The organism is Roseibium suaedae (assembly GCF_900142725.1).
Taxonomy (GTDB): Bacteria; Pseudomonadota; Alphaproteobacteria; order Rhizobiales; family Stappiaceae; genus Roseibium; species Roseibium suaedae.
Map to the genome: position 1 here is coordinate 424,737 of NZ_FRBW01000002.1, position 16,027 is coordinate 440,763.

The following is a 16,027-nucleotide window of genomic DNA, read 5'->3' on the forward strand; positions in this document are numbered from 1 at the left end:
TTATACCGTTCACGAAGATCAGATCTTCTGTAGAGCCGTTTCCAATTTTCCGGCTAGCTTGAGATAAGTTGAGAACGGCTTTTCTGCGCTTTCTCTGCCAGTCATGCCGTCTCTGACCGCAGCCAGTCCTGCGGTGCCAAAGCGGACCCGGATCATATCTTCAAGCCAATGAGCCTGCTGCGCGGCCCTTTTGAATGCTCTTCCGCCAGACAGCATCAAATGCTCCTTGTGGCGGGCGACTTCAGCCACGAGTTCCTCGATCCCCTGCCCGGTTCTGGCAGAAATCTCGCAGACCGGAACCTTCCAGCCCTTCCCCTCGCGGCGGCCTAGAGAAAGGGCGCCCAGCGCATCGGAGGCGGCACGGCGGGACATGGCTCCCATATCCGCCTTGGTCACGGCGGCGATGTCTGGCAGCTCCATGATACCGGCCTTCATGAATTGAAGACTGTCGCCAGAACCTGGCTGAATGCACAGAACCAGCGTGTCACAAGCTTCAACCAGATCCCCTTCGGACTGGCCGATCCCAACCGATTCCACGATCACCAGATCCGTTACGGCCCGCAGCAGGGCAATGGCCGCAATCGCCTGATCCGAGAGCCCGCCCAAACGGTCCCGTGCAGCCATGGAACGGACGAAAATTCCCTGATCGTCAGGGTCATTGGTCAAGCGGGTCCGGTCCCCGAGCAGCGCGCCATGGGTGCGCTTCGAGGACGGATCAATGGCGAGGACGGAAACGGTTTGCCCGGCAGCCCGCGCCTGCCGGATCAAGGCATCAGTCAAGGTCGACTTGCCGACGCCAGGAGGCCCGGTCAAGCCGAGCACATGCCCCGCATCTTCAGCGCAGGCCCTGTCGAGAAACGCAGCGATCCCGGGATCATTGGCCGCCACCTCAAGGCGGGTGAGCATGCGCGACAGGGCGAGCTTGCCGCCCTGCCGGATGGTAGCAAGGTCGGGAGCAGGGCCTAGCATGGCCCTACTCCCGCCAGAACCCCGGCGCCTTTTCTCTCAGCGCCATTCATGGCTCAGGCCCGCGCCTTTAGTGCCGCCTGTGCCGCAGCAAGGCGGGCGATCGGCACACGGAACGGCGAACAGGACACGTAGTTGAGCCCGACCGTCTCGCAGAAGTGGATCGATGCCGGATCGCCGCCATGTTCACCGCAAATGCCAAGCTTGATGTCCGGACGCGTGGACCGGCCACGCTCCGCACCGATCTTGACCAGTTCCCCCACGCCATCCTGATCGAGCGAGACAAACGGATCCTGCTCGATCAATCCCTTGGCCTGATAGGTCCCAAGGAAGGACGACGCGTCATCGCGCGAGATGCCGAAGGTGGTCTGCGTCAGGTCGTTGGTGCCGAAGGAGAAGAACTCGGCCGACTTGGCGATTTCCGCTGCCTGCAGGGCAGCGCGTGGCAACTCGACCATGGTGCCGATCTGATAGGTCAGGTCGGCACCTGTCTCGCTCTTCACGGCTTCGGCGGTGCGCTCGATCACGCCACGAACCAGATCCAATTCGCCTTTCAGGCCGACCAGGGGCACCATGATTTCCGGCACGACCGGCGCCCCGGTCCGCTTGCCTGCCTCGACAGCAGCCTCGAAGATCGCCCGTGCCTGCATTTCCGCAATCTCCGGATAGGAGACAAGCAGACGGCAGCCGCGATGACCAAGCATCGGGTTGAACTCACTAAGCGTCATGGACCGTTCGCGCAGTTTTTCCGCCGGAACGCCCATGGCTGCGGCCACTTCCGCGACTTCCTCGTCCGAATGCGGCAGGAACTCATGCAAGGGCGGATCCAGCAGACGGATCGTGACCGGCAGACCCTTCATGATTTCGAAAAGATCGGTGAAGTCCTGACGCTGCATCGGCAGAAGCTTGGCGAGCGCAGCACGGCGGCCCGCTTCCGTATCCGCCAGTATCATTTCACGCACAGACACGATCCGCTCGCCATCGAAGAACATATGCTCCGTACGGCAAAGGCCGATCCCCTCGGCACCGAAGTCCCGGGCGGCCTTGGCGTCGTTCGGGGTTTCCGCGTTGGTGCGCACCTTCATGCGGCGGACCTTGTCGGCCCAGCCCATCAGGGTGCCGAAATCGCCCGACAGCGCAGGCTGAAGCATGGCAACTTCACCGGCGAGCACCTGCCCGCTTGCGCCATCAATGGTGACCACATCACCCTTCTTGAAGGTTCTTCCTCCTGCCATGAGCGTGGCGTTGCGATAGTCGATCCGCACCATGCCCGCGCCAGAGACACAGGGCTTGCCCATGCCACGGGCCACGACGGCCGCGTGAGAAGTCATGCCGCCCCGGCTGGTCAGGATGCCTTCTGCGGCATGCATGCCGTGAATGTCTTCCGGGCTGGTTTCGATCCGGACCAGAATGACCTTCTGTCCGGCCGCCTTTGCCTCTTCCGCATCGTCCGAGTTGAAGACAATTGCGCCACAGGCCGCTCCCGGCGAGGCAGGCAGGCCGGTTGCGATCACATCCCGCTGGGCTTTCGGATCGATGGTCGGATGCAGAAGCTGGTCGAGAGCAGCAGGCTCCACCCGCATCACGGCCTCTTCCTCGGTCAGAAGACCTTCGGCAGCCATGTCCACCGCGATCTTTAGCGCAGCCTTTGCCGTCCGCTTGCCGGAACGGGTCTGCAGCATCCACAGCTTGCCCTGTTCGATGGTGAACTCGAGATCCTGCATGTCCCGGTAATGGGATTCCAGCTTGTCACAGATCGCCTGAAACTCGGTGAAGCACTCGGGCATCAGGTTTTCCAGCGAAGGACGGGTCGAACCGGCTTCGATCCGGGCCTTTTCGGTAATGTCCTGAGGCGTGCGGATGCCCGCCACAACATCTTCCCCCTGCGCATTCACAAGGAATTCGCCATAAAGCGTCTTTTCCCCGGTCGAAGGGTTGCGGGTGAAGGCAACGCCGGTGGCGGAAGTCTCGCCCATATTGCCGAACACCATGGCCTGCACGTTGACGGCAGTGCCCCAGGTGGCGGGAATGTCATGAAGGCGGCGGTAGGTCTGCGCACGGGCCGTCATCCAGGAGCCGAACACGGCACCGATGGCACCCCAAAGCTGTTCCTGCGGGTCCTGCGGGAAGGGCTTGCCCAACTCCCGCTCGACCAGTTCCTTGAACTTCTCGATCAGGCCGACCCAGCTCTCCGCCGTGATTTCCGTGTCGAGCGCCAGTTCGTTCTGGTCCTTGTGATCCTCGATCAGCTCCTCGAACTCGCTGTGATCCACCCCGAGAACCACATCCGAGTACATCTGAATGAACCGGCGGTAGCTGTCATAGGCAAAGCGCATGTCGCCAGCGCTCTCGCCAATGGCCCGCACGGTCTCATCGTTGAGGCCGAGGTTCAGAACCGTGTCCATCATGCCGGGCATGGAAACACGCGCACCGGAGCGGACAGACAGAAGCAGCGGATGAGAGGCATCGCCGAAGATCCGGCCCGTGACACTACCGATATCGGCAAGCGCGGCCTTGACCTGTGCGGCCAGTTCTTCCGGATAGGAATGTTCGTGCTCGTAATACCAGGTGCAGACTTCGGTGGTGATCGTGAAACCGGGCGGTACCGGCAGTCCGAGATTGCTCATCTCGGCCAGGTTGGCCCCCTTCCCTCCCAACAGGTTCTTCAGGTTCGCAGCGCCGTCCGCACTGCCATTCCCAAAGGTGTAAACCCATTTGGTCATGCTCATCTCCATCCCGGCATGCTCGTCACATGCCATCTCCCGCGGCATTATTGCACCGCACATTCCTGCTATGCGCTCCCCAGCGTTACAAGTAGTTTTTTGGTCTAAATCGTTTCAAACCTGTAGGTGACTGAGCACAGCAAGCAGGCCAACCTTGCCGCTGGTTCAGCAGATAGAGCTGAAAGACCAGTCACTTGGAGAATCAGGATCAGCAAATGCCTGTACATGATCTTCCCGGAACGAACGGTAACTGCGCCTCTTTGCCACCCATTCTACTGCCCTGCTGCTGCTCTTCCTGGCTGCGGCAGCGCCATTGACCGCCGTCTGGGCAGCGATCCCGACGGAACAGACCATGTTTCCCCCGAATTCCTTGCCGCCAAGCCTTAAAGAGGCCATTGTCAGGCGAGAAAAAGGATAAGGTCGAACAATGACGACCGACGCATGTGAGGTGACATGAACGAGCTAACCAGCGCTTTCTTGAAGTCCGTATCCGGCCGCGCCCTGACAGGCAGAACCCTGCGCCGGGCCGCACTGAGCGCGGTGACTGCCCTTGCGCTGCTGCAGCCTGCCCTGGCCGAGACCAAGGCAGACGACAAGGTAACCCATGGCACCCCCGACGACCTGCCCATCACGCTGTCCGGCAGCTATCTGGCCGGTCTTCTGGCTGGCGGCGAACTGGACTTTGCCTCGGCGGCGGCCTTCTTCCAGGAGACGCTCTCGGTCGATCCGGACAACAACCAGTTGCTTGAGCGCGCCTTTGTGCTGCGCCTCGCCAATGGCGATGTGGACGAAGCCATTGCGCTTGCCGAAGAGATGGACCGGGTTGGCGCAGGCAATTTTCTCTCCAAGCTGAGCCGCGGCAGCGATGACATTCTCAAGGGCAAGTACGAGCGTGCCCTGATTGTCATGCCCCAGTCTCAGGCAGGCCCGGTTGCCGAAATCCTGACCGGCGTTGCCCGCGCCTGGGCCCTTCAGGGGGCAGGCCGGACCAAGGAAGCGGTCAAGACACTGAACGACCTCAAGGGACCAGACTGGTTCAAGGTGTTCAAGTCGACCCACGCCAGCCTCATTCTCTATGCTTCGGGCGACGTGCCCGGCGCTCTCGCCGAGATCGAGAAAGCCTATGAAGAGGACCGCGGTGCCGTCCGTGTGGTGGATGCCTATGCCCGCCTGCTGGTCCAGTCCGGCAAGAAGGACCAGGCCCTCAAGGTCATCAACGAATATGACAAGCTGCTCAATGGCCATCCGCTGCTGACGGCGACCCGCGAGAAGATCGAGAAGGGCGAAAAGCTGCCCGCACTGGTTTCCAGCCCAGCCGCCGGCTTTGCCGAGATCCTCTATGGTCTGGGCTCGGCCATCGGCCGTGATGGCGCGGAAGAGCTTTCCACCGCGATGCTGCAGCTGTCACTGCATCTTGATCCGAAGGCCGAGTTCGCCGCCGTTGCCCTTGGCAGCATGTTCGAGCGCATGAAGCAGCCGGACCGGGCTGTCGAAGCCCTCATGAAGGTGCCTGCGGACTCCCCCCTGAAGCGGGAAGCGGAAATCCAGATCGGCCTAAACTACAACACCATGGAAAAGGTGGAAGAGGCACAGGCCCATCTGCAGAAGCTGATCGACGCGGATCCGAACGAGCAGGAAGCGGTAATTTCGCTGGGCAATGTTCTGCGCACGCACAAGCGGTTCGAGGAAGCCGAGAAGGTCTATTCGGAAGGCATCAACCGGATTGCCGATCTCACCCAGGACCATTGGCTGCTGTTCTATTTCCGCGGCATCTGCCGGGAGCGGATGAAGACCTGGGATGGGGCAGAGGAAGACCTGCGCAAAGCGCTTGAGCTTTATCCGGACCAGCCCCTGGTGCTGAACTATCTGGGCTACTCCCTTGTCGACCGTGGCATGAAGCTGGATGAGGCTCTGGGCATGATCCAGAAGGCGGTCGACCTTCGCCCGACCGACGGTTACATCGTCGACAGTCTGGGCTGGGTCTATTACCGGCTCGACCGCTTCGAGGAGGCTGTGACCGAGCTTGAGCGAGCAATCGAACTGCGCCCGGCAGATCCGGTGATCAATGATCACCTCGGCGATGCCTACTGGAAGGTTGGCCGCCGTCTGGAAGCCCGCTTCCAGTGGAACCATGCCCGCGATCTGGATCCGGAACCGGAAGAACTGCCGAAGATTCTCGACAAAATCGAAAACGGCATGCCGGAAACACCGGCCACAGATGAAGCCAAGGTTCAGCCGAAGAAAAACGGCGGCTGATTTCTGACAGGCAGGCTCATGCAGCTGGACACCGACGGGGATGCGGGCGAATTCGCCCGCGCCAAGGTCAACCTTGCCCTCCACATCACCGGCCGCCGCGCGGATGGCTACCATCTTCTGGATTCGCTTGTGGTGTTTCCCGAGATCGGTGACCGGCTGCGCCTTCTCCCGGACACACGGCCTCGCTCGCTCGCTCTGAGTGGGCGGTTCGGACCGGAGCTTCAACCGGCAGGCCCTGACAATCTGGTCCTGCGCGCCATCGAAGCACTCACCAGCGCTTGCGGCGTCCCGCCTCTTCCTATGGGTATTGAACTTGAAAAGTCGCTACCCGTTGCTTCCGGCATTGGTGGCGGATCTACCGATGCTGCAGCCGCCCTGCGGCTTGTCCCCCGTGCCCTGGGCCTCGACCTGACGCGTGACCAGCTTCTGAAACTTGCCCTGTCTCTCGGTGCGGATGTTCCGGTCTGCCTGGATCAGAAGGCTGTGCGCATGTCCGGCATCGGCGAAGAGCTGCACCCTGTCCCAAGCCTTCCGGTCACCGGGATCGTACTGGTCAATCCCTTGCGGGAAGTCTCAACGCCCGCGATCTTCAAATCCCTGACCCGGCGCGACAATCCACCCCTGCCCGCGTTCCCGGACAGGTTCGAGACCTGCGAAGCCCTGGCAAGCTGGCTTGAGCCGTGCCGGAACGACATGCAGGCTGCGGCCGAGACCCTCTGCCCGCCCATCACGGACGTTCTTGCTGCACTCAAGGCAGAGAAAGGCAGTCTCCTGAGCCGCATGTCCGGCTCCGGCGCCACCTGCTTCGCGCTCTGCCGGCCCCACGACGCAGCCCGGATCGCAGCGGACATAGAAAAAAGCCACCCAGACTGGTGGGTGGCTTCTTCAAACAGGATCCAATAGGTCCCGGCCTCTTTTCCGGCGCTCCGGCTGGATCAGCTGACGCGGGAAATGCAGAAGGCAACCGCTTCGGCCAGCGCATCATTGTGCGGACCAGCCGGAAGCTTCTCCAGAGCCTTCAGGGCATTTGCGCCATAGTCGCGGGCGCGCTGCACGGTGTCGGCAATCGCATCCACCTTGCGCAGGCGCTCGATCGCGGCATCCAGATCGCCATCCTCGATCTTGCCCTCTTCCAGGCAGCGCTTCCAGAAAGCCCGGTCGTCATCAGAGCCGCGCTCCACGGCCAGAACGATCGGCAGGGTGATCTTGCCTTCCCGGAAATCATCGCCGATCTGCTTGCCGAGATCCGCGCTGGAGCCGCCGTAGTCCAGTGCATCGTCAACGAGCTGGAATGCCAGGCCAAGCTCGCGGCCATAGGCCCGTGCGGCGGCTTTCATCTCGGCGCTCTGGTCAGCGATCACCGGACCGACTTCGGCAGCAGCCGCAAAGAGAGCAGCTGTCTTGGCGTCAATGACGCGCAGATAATCTTCTTCCGAAGTCAGGATGTTCTTGGCTGCACCCAGCTGCAGAACTTCGCCCTCGGCAATGATCGCGGAGGCTTCCGACAGGATGCGCAGCGCTTCCAGCGAGCCAACGTCCACCATCATCTTGAAGGCCTGGCCGAGGAGGTAGTCACCGACCAGAACGCTGGCCTGGTTACCCCAGAGCTTGCGAGCCGCCAGCTTGCCACGGCGCATGTCGCTTTCGTCGACCACATCGTCATGCAGCAGGGTCGCCGTGTGCATGAACTCGACGCTGGCCGCCAGAACCACATGGCCCGTGCCCTGATAGCCGAACATGTCCGCACAGGCGAGCGTCAGCATGGGACGCAACCGCTTGCCGCCGGAGGAGATCAGATGCTTCGCGATCTCGGGGATCAGCTCCACATTCGACCCGGCTTTGGCAAGAATGATCTGATTGACCTCTTCCATGCCCCCGGTCACCAGTTCGACCAGTGACTGGATGGATGGCTGAATTTGCTTGTTGTCCGAAACGGATGCGACCAAGGCCACCAAGGAGACTCCTGCGTTTTTTGTTGAGCGGACAATATGGCGCAAGCTAAGCTTGGGCAAGGCCGCAATCCGTGGACAAACCGTTGAATTGGCTCTACCTAGCCATTTTGACACAGTAATGACCTGGAATTGAGCCAGTCAGTGGCAAATTTAGCGAGAGGGCCGATGGAAGAACTGGTCAGAACCAACGACCCCGTCCTGATTTCTTTCCTGGAATCTCTTCTGGAAGAAGCCGGGATTGTGCATTTTGTCGCAGACGGCAACATGAGTGTGCTGGAAGGATCCATTGGTCTGCTTCAGCGCCGGGTGATGGTCGACAGTGATCAGCTCATCCAGGCCCGGAGACTGGCAGAGGAAGCCGGCCTTGCGCATGAGCTGCGGCCGCAGCGCCCCCAGTCAGCTTTCTGAGACCTGTTCGCCATGACGTCAGCCCTATCCGAGAACACGTCCGGCTGTGCGGCTCAGGCCGCGCCCCGCATGGAAACAACTCACGATGCCTTCCTGGGCGGCAAGGTCTATGTCCATCAGCCCGCCAAGGGGCGTCACAGGGCTGGAATGGATGCGGTCTATCTGGCCGCAGCCCTGCCCGAAGGCACCCGTGGACATGTGGTGGACCTCGGATCCGGCGTCGGCACGGCCGGTCTTTGCGCGGCAGCACGGCTGGAAGCCGTCACCGTCACGCTCGTCGATGTGGATCCCCTGGTCCTGGCCCTTGCGCGTACCGCTCTGGAGGATCCCGCCAACGGGGCCTTCTCCAGCCGGGTCAAGGTTCTGGAGGCAGATGTGACCGCCAAGGGAACCTTGCGCCGGGAAGCTGGCCTGACCTCCGGCATGGCCGATCACGTGATCATGAACCCGCCCTACTATGACGCCTCCCGCTTCCGGGCCTCGCCTGCAGAGGCCCGTGCCGGGGCCCACATGCTGGATGAACGGGGGCTTGAGCCCTGGGTCAAGACCGCAACGGATGTCCTCAAGGAAGGCGGCAGCCTGACGGTGATCTTCCGGGCCGATGGCTTGAGAGAAATTCTCGATGTCATTCAGGGCCGGTTCGGCGCCATCGACATTATTCCGCTGCGTCCGCGCGCTGATGCTCCGGCCACCCGCATTCTGCTCAGGGCCGTCCGGGCCAGCAATGCGCCGCTGCAACTGCTGCCCGGCTTTGTCCTGCACGAGGACGATGGCTCCCAGTTCACACCGCAAGCCCGCACCGTCATGCGCGATGGCGCGGGCCTCGGGATAACAGCCCGCAGATAAGGGGACGTTCCCCCATCCCTGCGGTCAATGCATCACGATCTCGCCATTCGCGAAACGATAGTCGACCGGCGTGATGAGGGCCTGGTGGGCGATGCGGACCCGGTGAATCGGGCCTTCGATTTCCCGTTCCCAGAAGCCGAGAAACCGCTTCAGCTCCGGAAAGCCCGGTGCCTTGTCTTCGGTTTGCCAGAGAAACATTTGCAGGAGGGCTGGGTGGTCGGGGAGACGGTAGAAAATTTCCGCGGTCAGAAGACCGTACCCCAGGAAGCGCTTTTCAAAGTCCGAACCAGCTTTCATGTCTGCCTCGCTTTCGCCAATGGGAAGGATCCATCACGAATCAAAGCTTAGCAAACTATGGAATAATTTCAATTAAGGTATTTATATCAATGACTTAGCAGCACAGGAATGTGAGTGCTGCCAAGCCTGTTCTTGCAATCAGTTCTTGTCCTTCTGCACCTGAATGGAACTCAGGTAGCCCAGGAACTGATTGATGTTGTCCGGCTGAAGCACGAATTCCGGCATGTCGTTGTGGCCGGTCACGATGCCTTCGGCCAGACTCTCCTCCAGATCGGAAATCGGATAGCGCTGCGACAGATCGCGAAAAGCCGGCGCCTCCGCATTGGGGCTCTCCCCTTCCGGGCCGATGGCATGGCAGGAAGCGCAGTTTTCCTCGGCAATGGTTCTGCCAATTGCCAGGCTTGCCGGATCATTCGGGTAGTCGCTTTCCTGCGCAATGGCTGCGCCAAGCAAGGCAAGTCCGGCGAAAAAAGCGGCCGACAGCACCGCGTAAGTGCCTGATTTCATCATATGTCTCTCCCTATCCGGCCTTTGTCTTACAGGAACCGGGCTCCAGGGACCATACGTGGCTCTACGTTTTGGCAAGACAACCGCAGACGTCTGCTTTTCGCCTCAGAAGCGCCCGGCAGGACGCCGCCCCTGTCATTCTGCTGCAGTCCTGAGACAAAATCTGCACAGGCGCGGGACATCCGCCTTCTGTCCCTGTGTCATCTTCCGATTGCTGCCTATATTGTGTCTGGAAGACAGTCCAAAACAGCCCGCCGAAAGCGTCCTGCCTCCGAGCGGGGACGAAGCCAGCGACAAAGACAGAGACGATGACAGAAACGATGACAGCGACGTCCCTCCCCGGTTCCATCGACGACACCTTTGCCCTTCTGGAGAGCGCCGGCTATGTCGCAGACCGGTCGCTGTCCACCGTTCTGCATCTGGCACTCAGAATGAAACGCCCGCTGTTCCTGGAAGGGGAAGCCGGCGTCGGCAAGACGGAGATCGCTAAGGTTCTTTCACAGACCCTCGGCCGGGATCTGATCCGTCTGCAATGCTACGAGGGTCTGGATATCGCTTCCGCCGTCTATGAGTGGAACTATCCGGCGCAGATGGTGGAGATCCGCGTGGCGGAAGCTGCCGGTGACACAGGACACGACGAACTCTCCCGCTCGATCTTCGACGACCGCTTCCTGATCAAGCGGCCGGTTCTTCAAGCGCTCCAGCCCCATGCGGGCGGTGCGCCCGTGCTGCTGATCGACGAACTGGACCGGGCAGACGAAGCCTTCGAGGCCTTTCTGCTCGAGGTCCTTTCCGACAATCAGGTGACCATTCCGGAGCTTGGCACGATCAAGGCTGCCGAACCACCGATTGTCATCATCACCACCAACCGGACCCGCGAGATCCATGACGCCCTGAAGCGCCGCTGCCTCTATCACTGGGTTGATTACCCGGATGCCGCCCGGGAACTGGAAATCGTCCGCCGGAAGGTTCCGGGTGCCTCCCAGAGGCTCAGCGAAGAGATCGTCGCCTTCGTCCAGAAACTTCGGACCGAAGAGGATCTCTTCAAGCAGCCGGGTGTGGCCGAGACACTCGACTGGGCCACGGCTCTCAGCGAGCTCAACGAGATCGCCCTCGATCCGGACATGGCCTCCGACACGCTCGGTGTTCTGCTGAAATACCAGGACGACATCGAGCGCGTGCGCGGCTCCAAGGTGCGCAAGATGGTCGAGGATATCCGCAAGTCCGACCCCACCCCGAAGACCTCCATGCCTGCGATCTGAGACATGATAACAGCGTTCAGCAGTTACCGTTTTCCGGCTCTCTCGCCGTCTCTGCTTGCTTTTGGCGAGCTTCCTGAATGCGAAATGGCGGTGCAAGCAGCCCATCCTGCGATACGGTTGGAGGCCATGTATGACGGATGCTGAGACCCTTCCCGTGCCGGGCGGCAAGATCGTCGACAACATCGTTCATTTCGCCCGCACCCTGCGCAAGGCGGGCGTCCCGGCGGGACCAGCCTCGGTGGTGGATGCCGTTCGGGCGGTGGAAGTCGCGGGCATCCGAAACCGGGAAGACCTCTACTGGACGCTTCACGCCGTCTTCGTTCACAAGCGCGAGCACCGTGTTCTCTTTGACGAAGCCTTCCGGATCTACTGGCAGAGCCGGGGCCTGATCGAGAAGATGCTGGCGATCCTGTCTCCCGTCGCCCCGCCCCGGGGCGCGCCGGAAAAACCCAAAGCAGGTCAGACCCGTGTTTCCGATGCCTTTCACGCAGCCAAGGAGCGGATGGGCAACGAGACCAAACCGCAGATCGAGGTGGATGCCACCTTCACTGTCTCCGGCAAGGAACTGCTGCAGGCCAAGGACTTTGCCCAGATGTCCGCGCTCGAGGTGGATGAGGCCAAGCGGGCTTTGAAGTCCATGCACCTGACCATGGACCTTGTCCGCCAGCGGCGCCTGGCGCCCGCCCACAAGGGCCGGATGGACCCGAGGCGCACATTGCGGGCTTCCATGCGCACCGGCGGCGCGATGATCGATCTGAAGTTCCGCAAGCCGGTCGAGAAGCGCCCGCCCCTTGTCGCCCTTTGCGACATCTCCGGCTCCATGAGCCAGTATACCCGCCTGCTGCTGCATTTCCTGCATGCAGCCACCGCTGAGAGGCGCGACGTTCACACCTTCCTGTTCGGCACGAGGCTGACCAACGTCACGCGGCAACTGCGCATGAAGGATCCGGATGAGGCGCTGGAAGCCTGCAGTGCGGGCGTGGAAGACTGGTCCGGCGGCACGAGGATCGCGACAGCCCTTCGGGAGTTCAACCGGGTCTGGTCGCGCCGGGTGCTTTCCGGCAATCCGACTGTGCTCCTGATCACCGATGGCCTGGAACGGGACACGGACGAGGACCTTGAGCGGGAGATGGACCGGCTACACCGCTCTTGCCGCCGGCTGATCTGGCTGAACCCCTTGCTGCGTTATGACGGCTTCCAGGCCAAGGCAAAGGGCATCCGGGCGATGCTGCCCCATGTGGACGAGTTCCGCTCTGCCCATTCGCTGAATGCGGTGGCGGATCTTGTGGCTGCCCTTTCCGGTGCCCCGAGCCCGTCTTCAGTCTCCAGCGATCCCAGAACCTGGCTAGCCTGAGCACCAGGTCCGCCAGCCGATCCTCCAATCGCAAACTGCCGAGGCGCTTGCCAATGCCCGCGCAGACGAAGCCGCAGATCTCTTGGCTCATCTCCTGCAGTTTTGCAGAGACCGGAACATTGATCTGGAACAGACACTTGCCCGAAAATGGTTCAAGTATCTGGACTAAGATCCGGAAATGACTCCCGGAAACAGATCCCGGCACCACCCATCACAACGACAGAGTCGGCCACAAGCGACTCCCTTGCGATTGACTCCAGCGCAATTGAATCCAGCACAAGTGACTCGCACGCGATAAATTACCCCCGCCAGTCACCTGTTGGGGCACAGGGAACTGGCGGGGATCTCCGGCGCACCTGATCCTTGCCAGGACACCGACTGATCCCAACATAGTTTCGATTTTTCGAATTTAGAATGCGGCACCTGGTCCCAGGTCAAAATCAGGGAAGTGCGACCACCGGCGTGCGCAAGCCCACCCGCTGGAACAGGTCGCTGATATCAGCGTTGGCCATGCGGATGCAGCCGTAGGACGCCGCCCTACCGATCGAGTTCGGACGGTTGGTGCCATGGATGGCATAGTTGCCATTGGACAGGGTCATCGCCGCAACGCCCATCGGATTGTTCGCAGCACCGCCCTTGATCAGCTTCGGCAGATTGGGATGGTCACGCTGCACCTCCTCAGAGGGCGACCAATCCGGCCGGACATACTTGCCCGTGATGAAGGCCGGGCCCGTCCAGGACTTGCCGTTCTTGCCGACGGCAATCTTGTAGCGGATCGCCTGGCCACGGCCGAGCACCAGATAGAGCCTGCGCTCGGAGTTCTTGATCACGATGGTACCGGGCTGGAAATCACGAGCCTGAAAGCCGACAAGCTCTGCAGCAGCGAGATCCCGGCTAGCCGAAACGGCTGCAAGACAGACAAAAACGCATAAAAACAGGGAACCAAACCGCATGACAAACTTCTCCAATATCAGGAGAAATCTAGCGTCATGCTCAAGCGGTCAAAAGACGGCCCATGCCTGTTTCTTAAGAGTTGGTTAACCTCCGCGGCCAGAGCAACCAGTCGGCAAGCCCTTCCTTCGGCCACTTAATCAAGTCACGTTGCCGTCCTGCCTACCCAGGCAGAATAGGGCTGAACACCGAATGCCTTGTCCGGCTCGCCATCAAGCAGATTCAAGAACTCGATTGTATGCCCATCCGGATCCTTGAAATAGACCACGACCGCAGGCATCCAACCGATCACTTCAGGCTCTGATATAGGTTGGTTCTTGATACTGAGCGGCTGAATGCCTGCCGTCTGCAGCTTTTCACAGGCGCTCAAAACCGCCTCGCGCGCCGTCCTGAAGGCGAAATGTAAGGTCATGAACAAGGGGGCCGTACCGTACTCCCACAGCCCGAGCATACCTGTCCGCTTGTCCCCGACCCAGAAGAACGCGATCTTGCGCTCCGGAATCTCTGCCGCGAGTTCCAGCCCCAGAACATCCCGATAAAACGCGATAGAAACCTTCAGGTCGCGAACCGGCAAATGGGTTTCATAGACACCTTGAATGCCATTGGAAGACGCCAGCGTCTCCCTGCTTTCAAAATGTGGTGCGGAAGTTGAACCTGTCATCTGCTGCTCTCAATCGTATTTCTCAATTTTCTAAACCGGCACACCCTAGAACTTCACGCGAGGGTCTGGCCAAGGAAAAGCGGCGGAGCGCCGATACGATCCTTTTGTCCAAAAGAAAACCCGCCCGGATTGCTCCGGGCGGGCGTCCTGCGGGCTTAGGGCCCACATCAGAGACTGTACGGCTTATTTGTAGTCGTACTTGCCGTCGTGCCAAGCGTACCAGACATAACCCGGCAGGGTCACGTCGCCCTTGTCGTCGAAGGACAGCTTGCCGAGAACGGTGTCGAACTCGCCAGCATCGAGAGCCTTGGTCACAGCTTCATAGTCGGTGGAACCGGCTGCCTTGACGGCATCAGCCCAAGCCTGGATCGCTGCGTAGGTGTAGAGCGCATAGCCTTCAGCGGTCTTGCCAGCCTTTTCCAGGGCTTCTACGACCGGCTTTGCTTCTGCGTTCTTGCGCGGATCCGGGGAGAAGGTCATCAGGGTGCCTTCGCCGGCCGGGCCGGTGATGGACCAGTACTCGTCGGTCACGAGAGCGTCACCGGAAACGAGAATGGTGCTCATACCCTGGTCAACCATCTGACGCTTGATGAGGCCAGCTTCCGTGTGGTAGCCGCCGACATAGACAACGTCGATGTTTTCGGACTTCAGCTTGGAAACCAGAGCCGTGTAGTCCTTTTCACCAGCGGTGTAGGCTTCGTACAGAGCTTCGGTCTTGCCAAGGCCGTTCATGACTTCCTTGGTCGCGTCAGCCAGACCCTTACCATAAGCGGTCTTGTCCTGGATGATGGCGATGTTCTTGTCCTTGAACTCGGTCGCCAGGAACGTGCCTGCGACCTGACCCTGCTGGTCATCACGGCCGCAAACGCGGAAGATGCCCGGTCCCGGACGCTCATCGGTGAACTTCGGGTTGGTCGAAGCCGGAGAAATCTGAATGATGCCTTCTTCCGAGTAGACGGCGCTGGCCGGGATGGAGGAACCCGAGCAGAAGTGGCCGGCCATGAAGACCACGCCCTTGCCGACCATCTGGTTGGCGACAGCAACAGCCTGCTTCGGGTCGCAAGCGTCATCGCCCACTTCCAGAACCAGCTTCTCGCCATTCACACCACCGGCAGCGTTGATGTCAGCCACGGCCTGCTCAGCACCGGCCTTCATCTGTGCACCGAAGGACGCGTACTGGCCGGTCATCGGACCTGCGGTCGCGATAACGATGTCAGCCAGAGCTGCACCGGACATTGCCATGCCAGCAACAGCCGCAACGCCTGCCAAAAGATACTTCTTCATCATGTAACTCCCCTGGTTCCAGGAAATGATACTGGACCACTTGATTTGACGGAGGTGACCCCGCCTGGAGGCATCATGCCTCCCGGTGACTTTCCGGCGTGCCTCTTGTTTTTTTGGTCACACGCCTTCCAGCCGGTTCCCCATCGAGGCGAAAACCGCCCCGCTGGTAATAGTTTAGCTTGCAGGGTAGCGGTCTTCCCGCCCTTCCCGCAAGCGCCATCCGAAAGGATGTGTTTTTTCGTAAAGCCACACATACTGCGTGGTCATCTGGCTGGCCCGCGTGAAGCGCCATCCCGCATAGCCGATCAGTGCCAGAACGGCGTAATCGACGATCAGATACTGCAGGGACAGCAGCGGTTCACCGAACAGGGCGAAGCTCAGGAAGCGCACGCCCAGCGTCAGAATGAAGACAAACCAGAACAGCGTCAGCAGAGGACGCCAGGTGCTTGCAACAGCCCGACCGGTCATCCAGGCAGCGCCGCCGCCCAGAATGCAGAGCAGGATGATGAACACCAGCAGGTTTGATGCGTATAGAATTCCCATTTGACCCTCCGGGAGCA

The 16,027-nt window shown here is 60.7% G+C and carries 15 protein-coding genes; 6 read left to right on the forward strand and 9 right to left on the reverse strand.

What is annotated here, in order from left to right:
- Positions 1–18 precede the first annotated feature (18 nt).
- Positions 19–969 carry an ArgK/MeaB family GTPase gene (locus tag BUA94_RS09045; RefSeq protein ID WP_073012077.1) on the reverse strand — a complete coding sequence of 317 codons (951 nt, stop codon included), beginning with the start codon at positions 967–969 and terminating at the stop codon, positions 19–21.
- Between the two features lie 53 nt (positions 970–1,022).
- A complete protein-coding gene (gene ppdK, locus BUA94_RS09050) occupies positions 1,023–3,689 on the reverse strand; it encodes a pyruvate, phosphate dikinase (RefSeq protein WP_073013766.1) in 2,667 nt (888 codons plus the stop codon).
- A gap of 453 nt (positions 3,690–4,142) precedes the next feature.
- Here ppdK and BUA94_RS09055 point away from each other — a divergent pair, with 453 nt between their 5' ends.
- Together BUA94_RS09055 and BUA94_RS09060 are read left to right on the forward strand one after the other, a co-directional pair.
- Positions 4,143–5,945 carry a tetratricopeptide repeat protein gene (locus BUA94_RS09055; RefSeq protein WP_084081889.1) on the forward strand — a complete coding sequence of 601 codons (1,803 nt, stop codon included), beginning with the start codon at positions 4,143–4,145 and terminating at the stop codon, positions 5,943–5,945.
- Between the two features lie 18 nt (positions 5,946–5,963).
- Entirely contained in the window at positions 5,964–6,848 is an 885-nt protein-coding gene (locus tag BUA94_RS09060) for a 4-(cytidine 5'-diphospho)-2-C-methyl-D-erythritol kinase (RefSeq protein WP_073012080.1), read from the forward strand.
- A gap of 32 nt (positions 6,849–6,880) precedes the next feature.
- On the opposite strand, the gene BUA94_RS09065 is transcribed toward BUA94_RS09060, so the two are convergent.
- Positions 6,881–7,897 (reverse strand): polyprenyl synthetase family protein, encoded by a 1,017-nt coding sequence (locus BUA94_RS09065; RefSeq protein ID WP_073013768.1) that lies wholly within the window; start codon positions 7,895–7,897, stop codon positions 6,881–6,883.
- A gap of 165 nt (positions 7,898–8,062) precedes the next feature.
- Between BUA94_RS09065 and BUA94_RS09070 the strand changes: the two genes are divergently transcribed.
- Both BUA94_RS09070 and BUA94_RS09075 read left to right on the forward strand, forming a co-directional pair.
- The gene (locus tag BUA94_RS09070; RefSeq protein WP_073012083.1) at positions 8,063–8,305 is read left to right on the forward strand and encodes a putative signal transducing protein; all 243 of its coding nucleotides are present in this window, start codon (positions 8,063–8,065) and stop codon (positions 8,303–8,305) included.
- Between the two features lie 12 nt (positions 8,306–8,317).
- Positions 8,318–9,151: a tRNA1(Val) (adenine(37)-N6)-methyltransferase gene (locus BUA94_RS09075; protein WP_084081891.1), complete on the forward strand. Its 834-nt coding sequence runs from the start codon at positions 8,318–8,320 to the stop codon at positions 9,149–9,151.
- Positions 9,152–9,175: 24 nt separating this feature from the next.
- Here BUA94_RS09075 and BUA94_RS09080 read toward each other — a convergent pair whose 3' ends face one another.
- Together BUA94_RS09080 and BUA94_RS09085 are read right to left on the reverse strand one after the other, a co-directional pair.
- Positions 9,176–9,448, reverse strand: a complete 273-nt coding sequence (locus tag BUA94_RS09080) for an usg protein (protein ID WP_073012089.1) — start codon at positions 9,446–9,448, stop codon at positions 9,176–9,178.
- 138 nt (positions 9,449–9,586) lie between these two features.
- Entirely contained in the window at positions 9,587–9,958 is a 372-nt protein-coding gene (locus BUA94_RS09085) for a c-type cytochrome (RefSeq protein WP_235860507.1), read from the reverse strand.
- Positions 9,959–10,263: 305 nt separating this feature from the next.
- Between BUA94_RS09085 and BUA94_RS09090 the strand changes: the two genes are divergently transcribed.
- Positions 10,264–11,217, forward strand: a complete 954-nt coding sequence (locus BUA94_RS09090) for an AAA family ATPase (RefSeq protein ID WP_208980033.1) — start codon at positions 10,264–10,266, stop codon at positions 11,215–11,217.
- 130 nt (positions 11,218–11,347) lie between these two features.
- Positions 11,348–12,571 (forward strand): vWA domain-containing protein, encoded by a 1,224-nt coding sequence (locus BUA94_RS09095; protein ID WP_073012092.1) that lies wholly within the window; start codon positions 11,348–11,350, stop codon positions 12,569–12,571.
- A gap of 440 nt (positions 12,572–13,011) precedes the next feature.
- Here BUA94_RS09095 and BUA94_RS09100 read toward each other — a convergent pair whose 3' ends face one another.
- From BUA94_RS09100 to BUA94_RS09115, 4 genes are all read right to left on the reverse strand, one after another.
- Positions 13,012–13,524, reverse strand: coding sequence for a L,D-transpeptidase (locus tag BUA94_RS09100; RefSeq protein ID WP_073012095.1), 513 nt, complete (start codon positions 13,522–13,524; stop codon positions 13,012–13,014).
- 143 nt (positions 13,525–13,667) lie between these two features.
- The gene (locus tag BUA94_RS09105; RefSeq protein WP_235860509.1) at positions 13,668–14,096 is read right to left on the reverse strand and encodes a VOC family protein; all 429 of its coding nucleotides are present in this window, start codon (positions 14,094–14,096) and stop codon (positions 13,668–13,670) included.
- Between the two features lie 270 nt (positions 14,097–14,366).
- Positions 14,367–15,467 carry a branched-chain amino acid ABC transporter substrate-binding protein gene (locus tag BUA94_RS09110; RefSeq protein ID WP_073013772.1) on the reverse strand — a complete coding sequence of 367 codons (1,101 nt, stop codon included), beginning with the start codon at positions 15,465–15,467 and terminating at the stop codon, positions 14,367–14,369.
- 174 nt (positions 15,468–15,641) lie between these two features.
- Positions 15,642–16,010, reverse strand: a complete 369-nt coding sequence (locus tag BUA94_RS09115; RefSeq protein ID WP_073012098.1) for a DUF6867 family protein — start codon at positions 16,008–16,010, stop codon at positions 15,642–15,644.
- Positions 16,011–16,027 lie beyond the last annotated feature (17 nt).

Bases quoted from the DNA above. Each gene is read 5' to 3' on its own strand.
- BUA94_RS09045 (WP_073012077.1), bottom strand. From the start codon at position 969: ATGCTAGGCCCTGCTCCCGACCTTGCTACCATCCGGCAGGGCGGCAAG.
- ppdK (WP_073013766.1), bottom strand. From the start codon at position 3,689: ATGACCAAATGGGTTTACACCTTTGGGAATGGCAGTGCGGACGGCGCT.
- BUA94_RS09055 (WP_084081889.1), top strand. From the start codon at position 4,143: ATGAACGAGCTAACCAGCGCTTTCTTGAAGTCCGTATCCGGCCGCGCC.
- BUA94_RS09060 (WP_073012080.1), top strand. From the start codon at position 5,964: ATGCAGCTGGACACCGACGGGGATGCGGGCGAATTCGCCCGCGCCAAG.
- BUA94_RS09070 (WP_073012083.1), top strand. From the start codon at position 8,063: ATGGAAGAACTGGTCAGAACCAACGACCCCGTCCTGATTTCTTTCCTG.
- BUA94_RS09075 (WP_084081891.1), top strand. From the start codon at position 8,318: ATGACGTCAGCCCTATCCGAGAACACGTCCGGCTGTGCGGCTCAGGCC.
- BUA94_RS09080 (WP_073012089.1), bottom strand. From the start codon at position 9,448: ATGAAAGCTGGTTCGGACTTTGAAAAGCGCTTCCTGGGGTACGGTCTT.
- BUA94_RS09085 (WP_235860507.1), bottom strand. From the start codon at position 9,958: ATGATGAAATCAGGCACTTACGCGGTGCTGTCGGCCGCTTTTTTCGCC.
- BUA94_RS09090 (WP_208980033.1), top strand. From the start codon at position 10,264: ATGACAGAAACGATGACAGCGACGTCCCTCCCCGGTTCCATCGACGAC.
- BUA94_RS09095 (WP_073012092.1), top strand. From the start codon at position 11,348: ATGACGGATGCTGAGACCCTTCCCGTGCCGGGCGGCAAGATCGTCGAC.
- BUA94_RS09100 (WP_073012095.1), bottom strand. From the start codon at position 13,524: ATGCGGTTTGGTTCCCTGTTTTTATGCGTTTTTGTCTGTCTTGCAGCC.
- BUA94_RS09110 (WP_073013772.1), bottom strand. From the start codon at position 15,467: ATGAAGAAGTATCTTTTGGCAGGCGTTGCGGCTGTTGCTGGCATGGCA.
- BUA94_RS09115 (WP_073012098.1), bottom strand. From the start codon at position 16,010: ATGGGAATTCTATACGCATCAAACCTGCTGGTGTTCATCATCCTGCTC.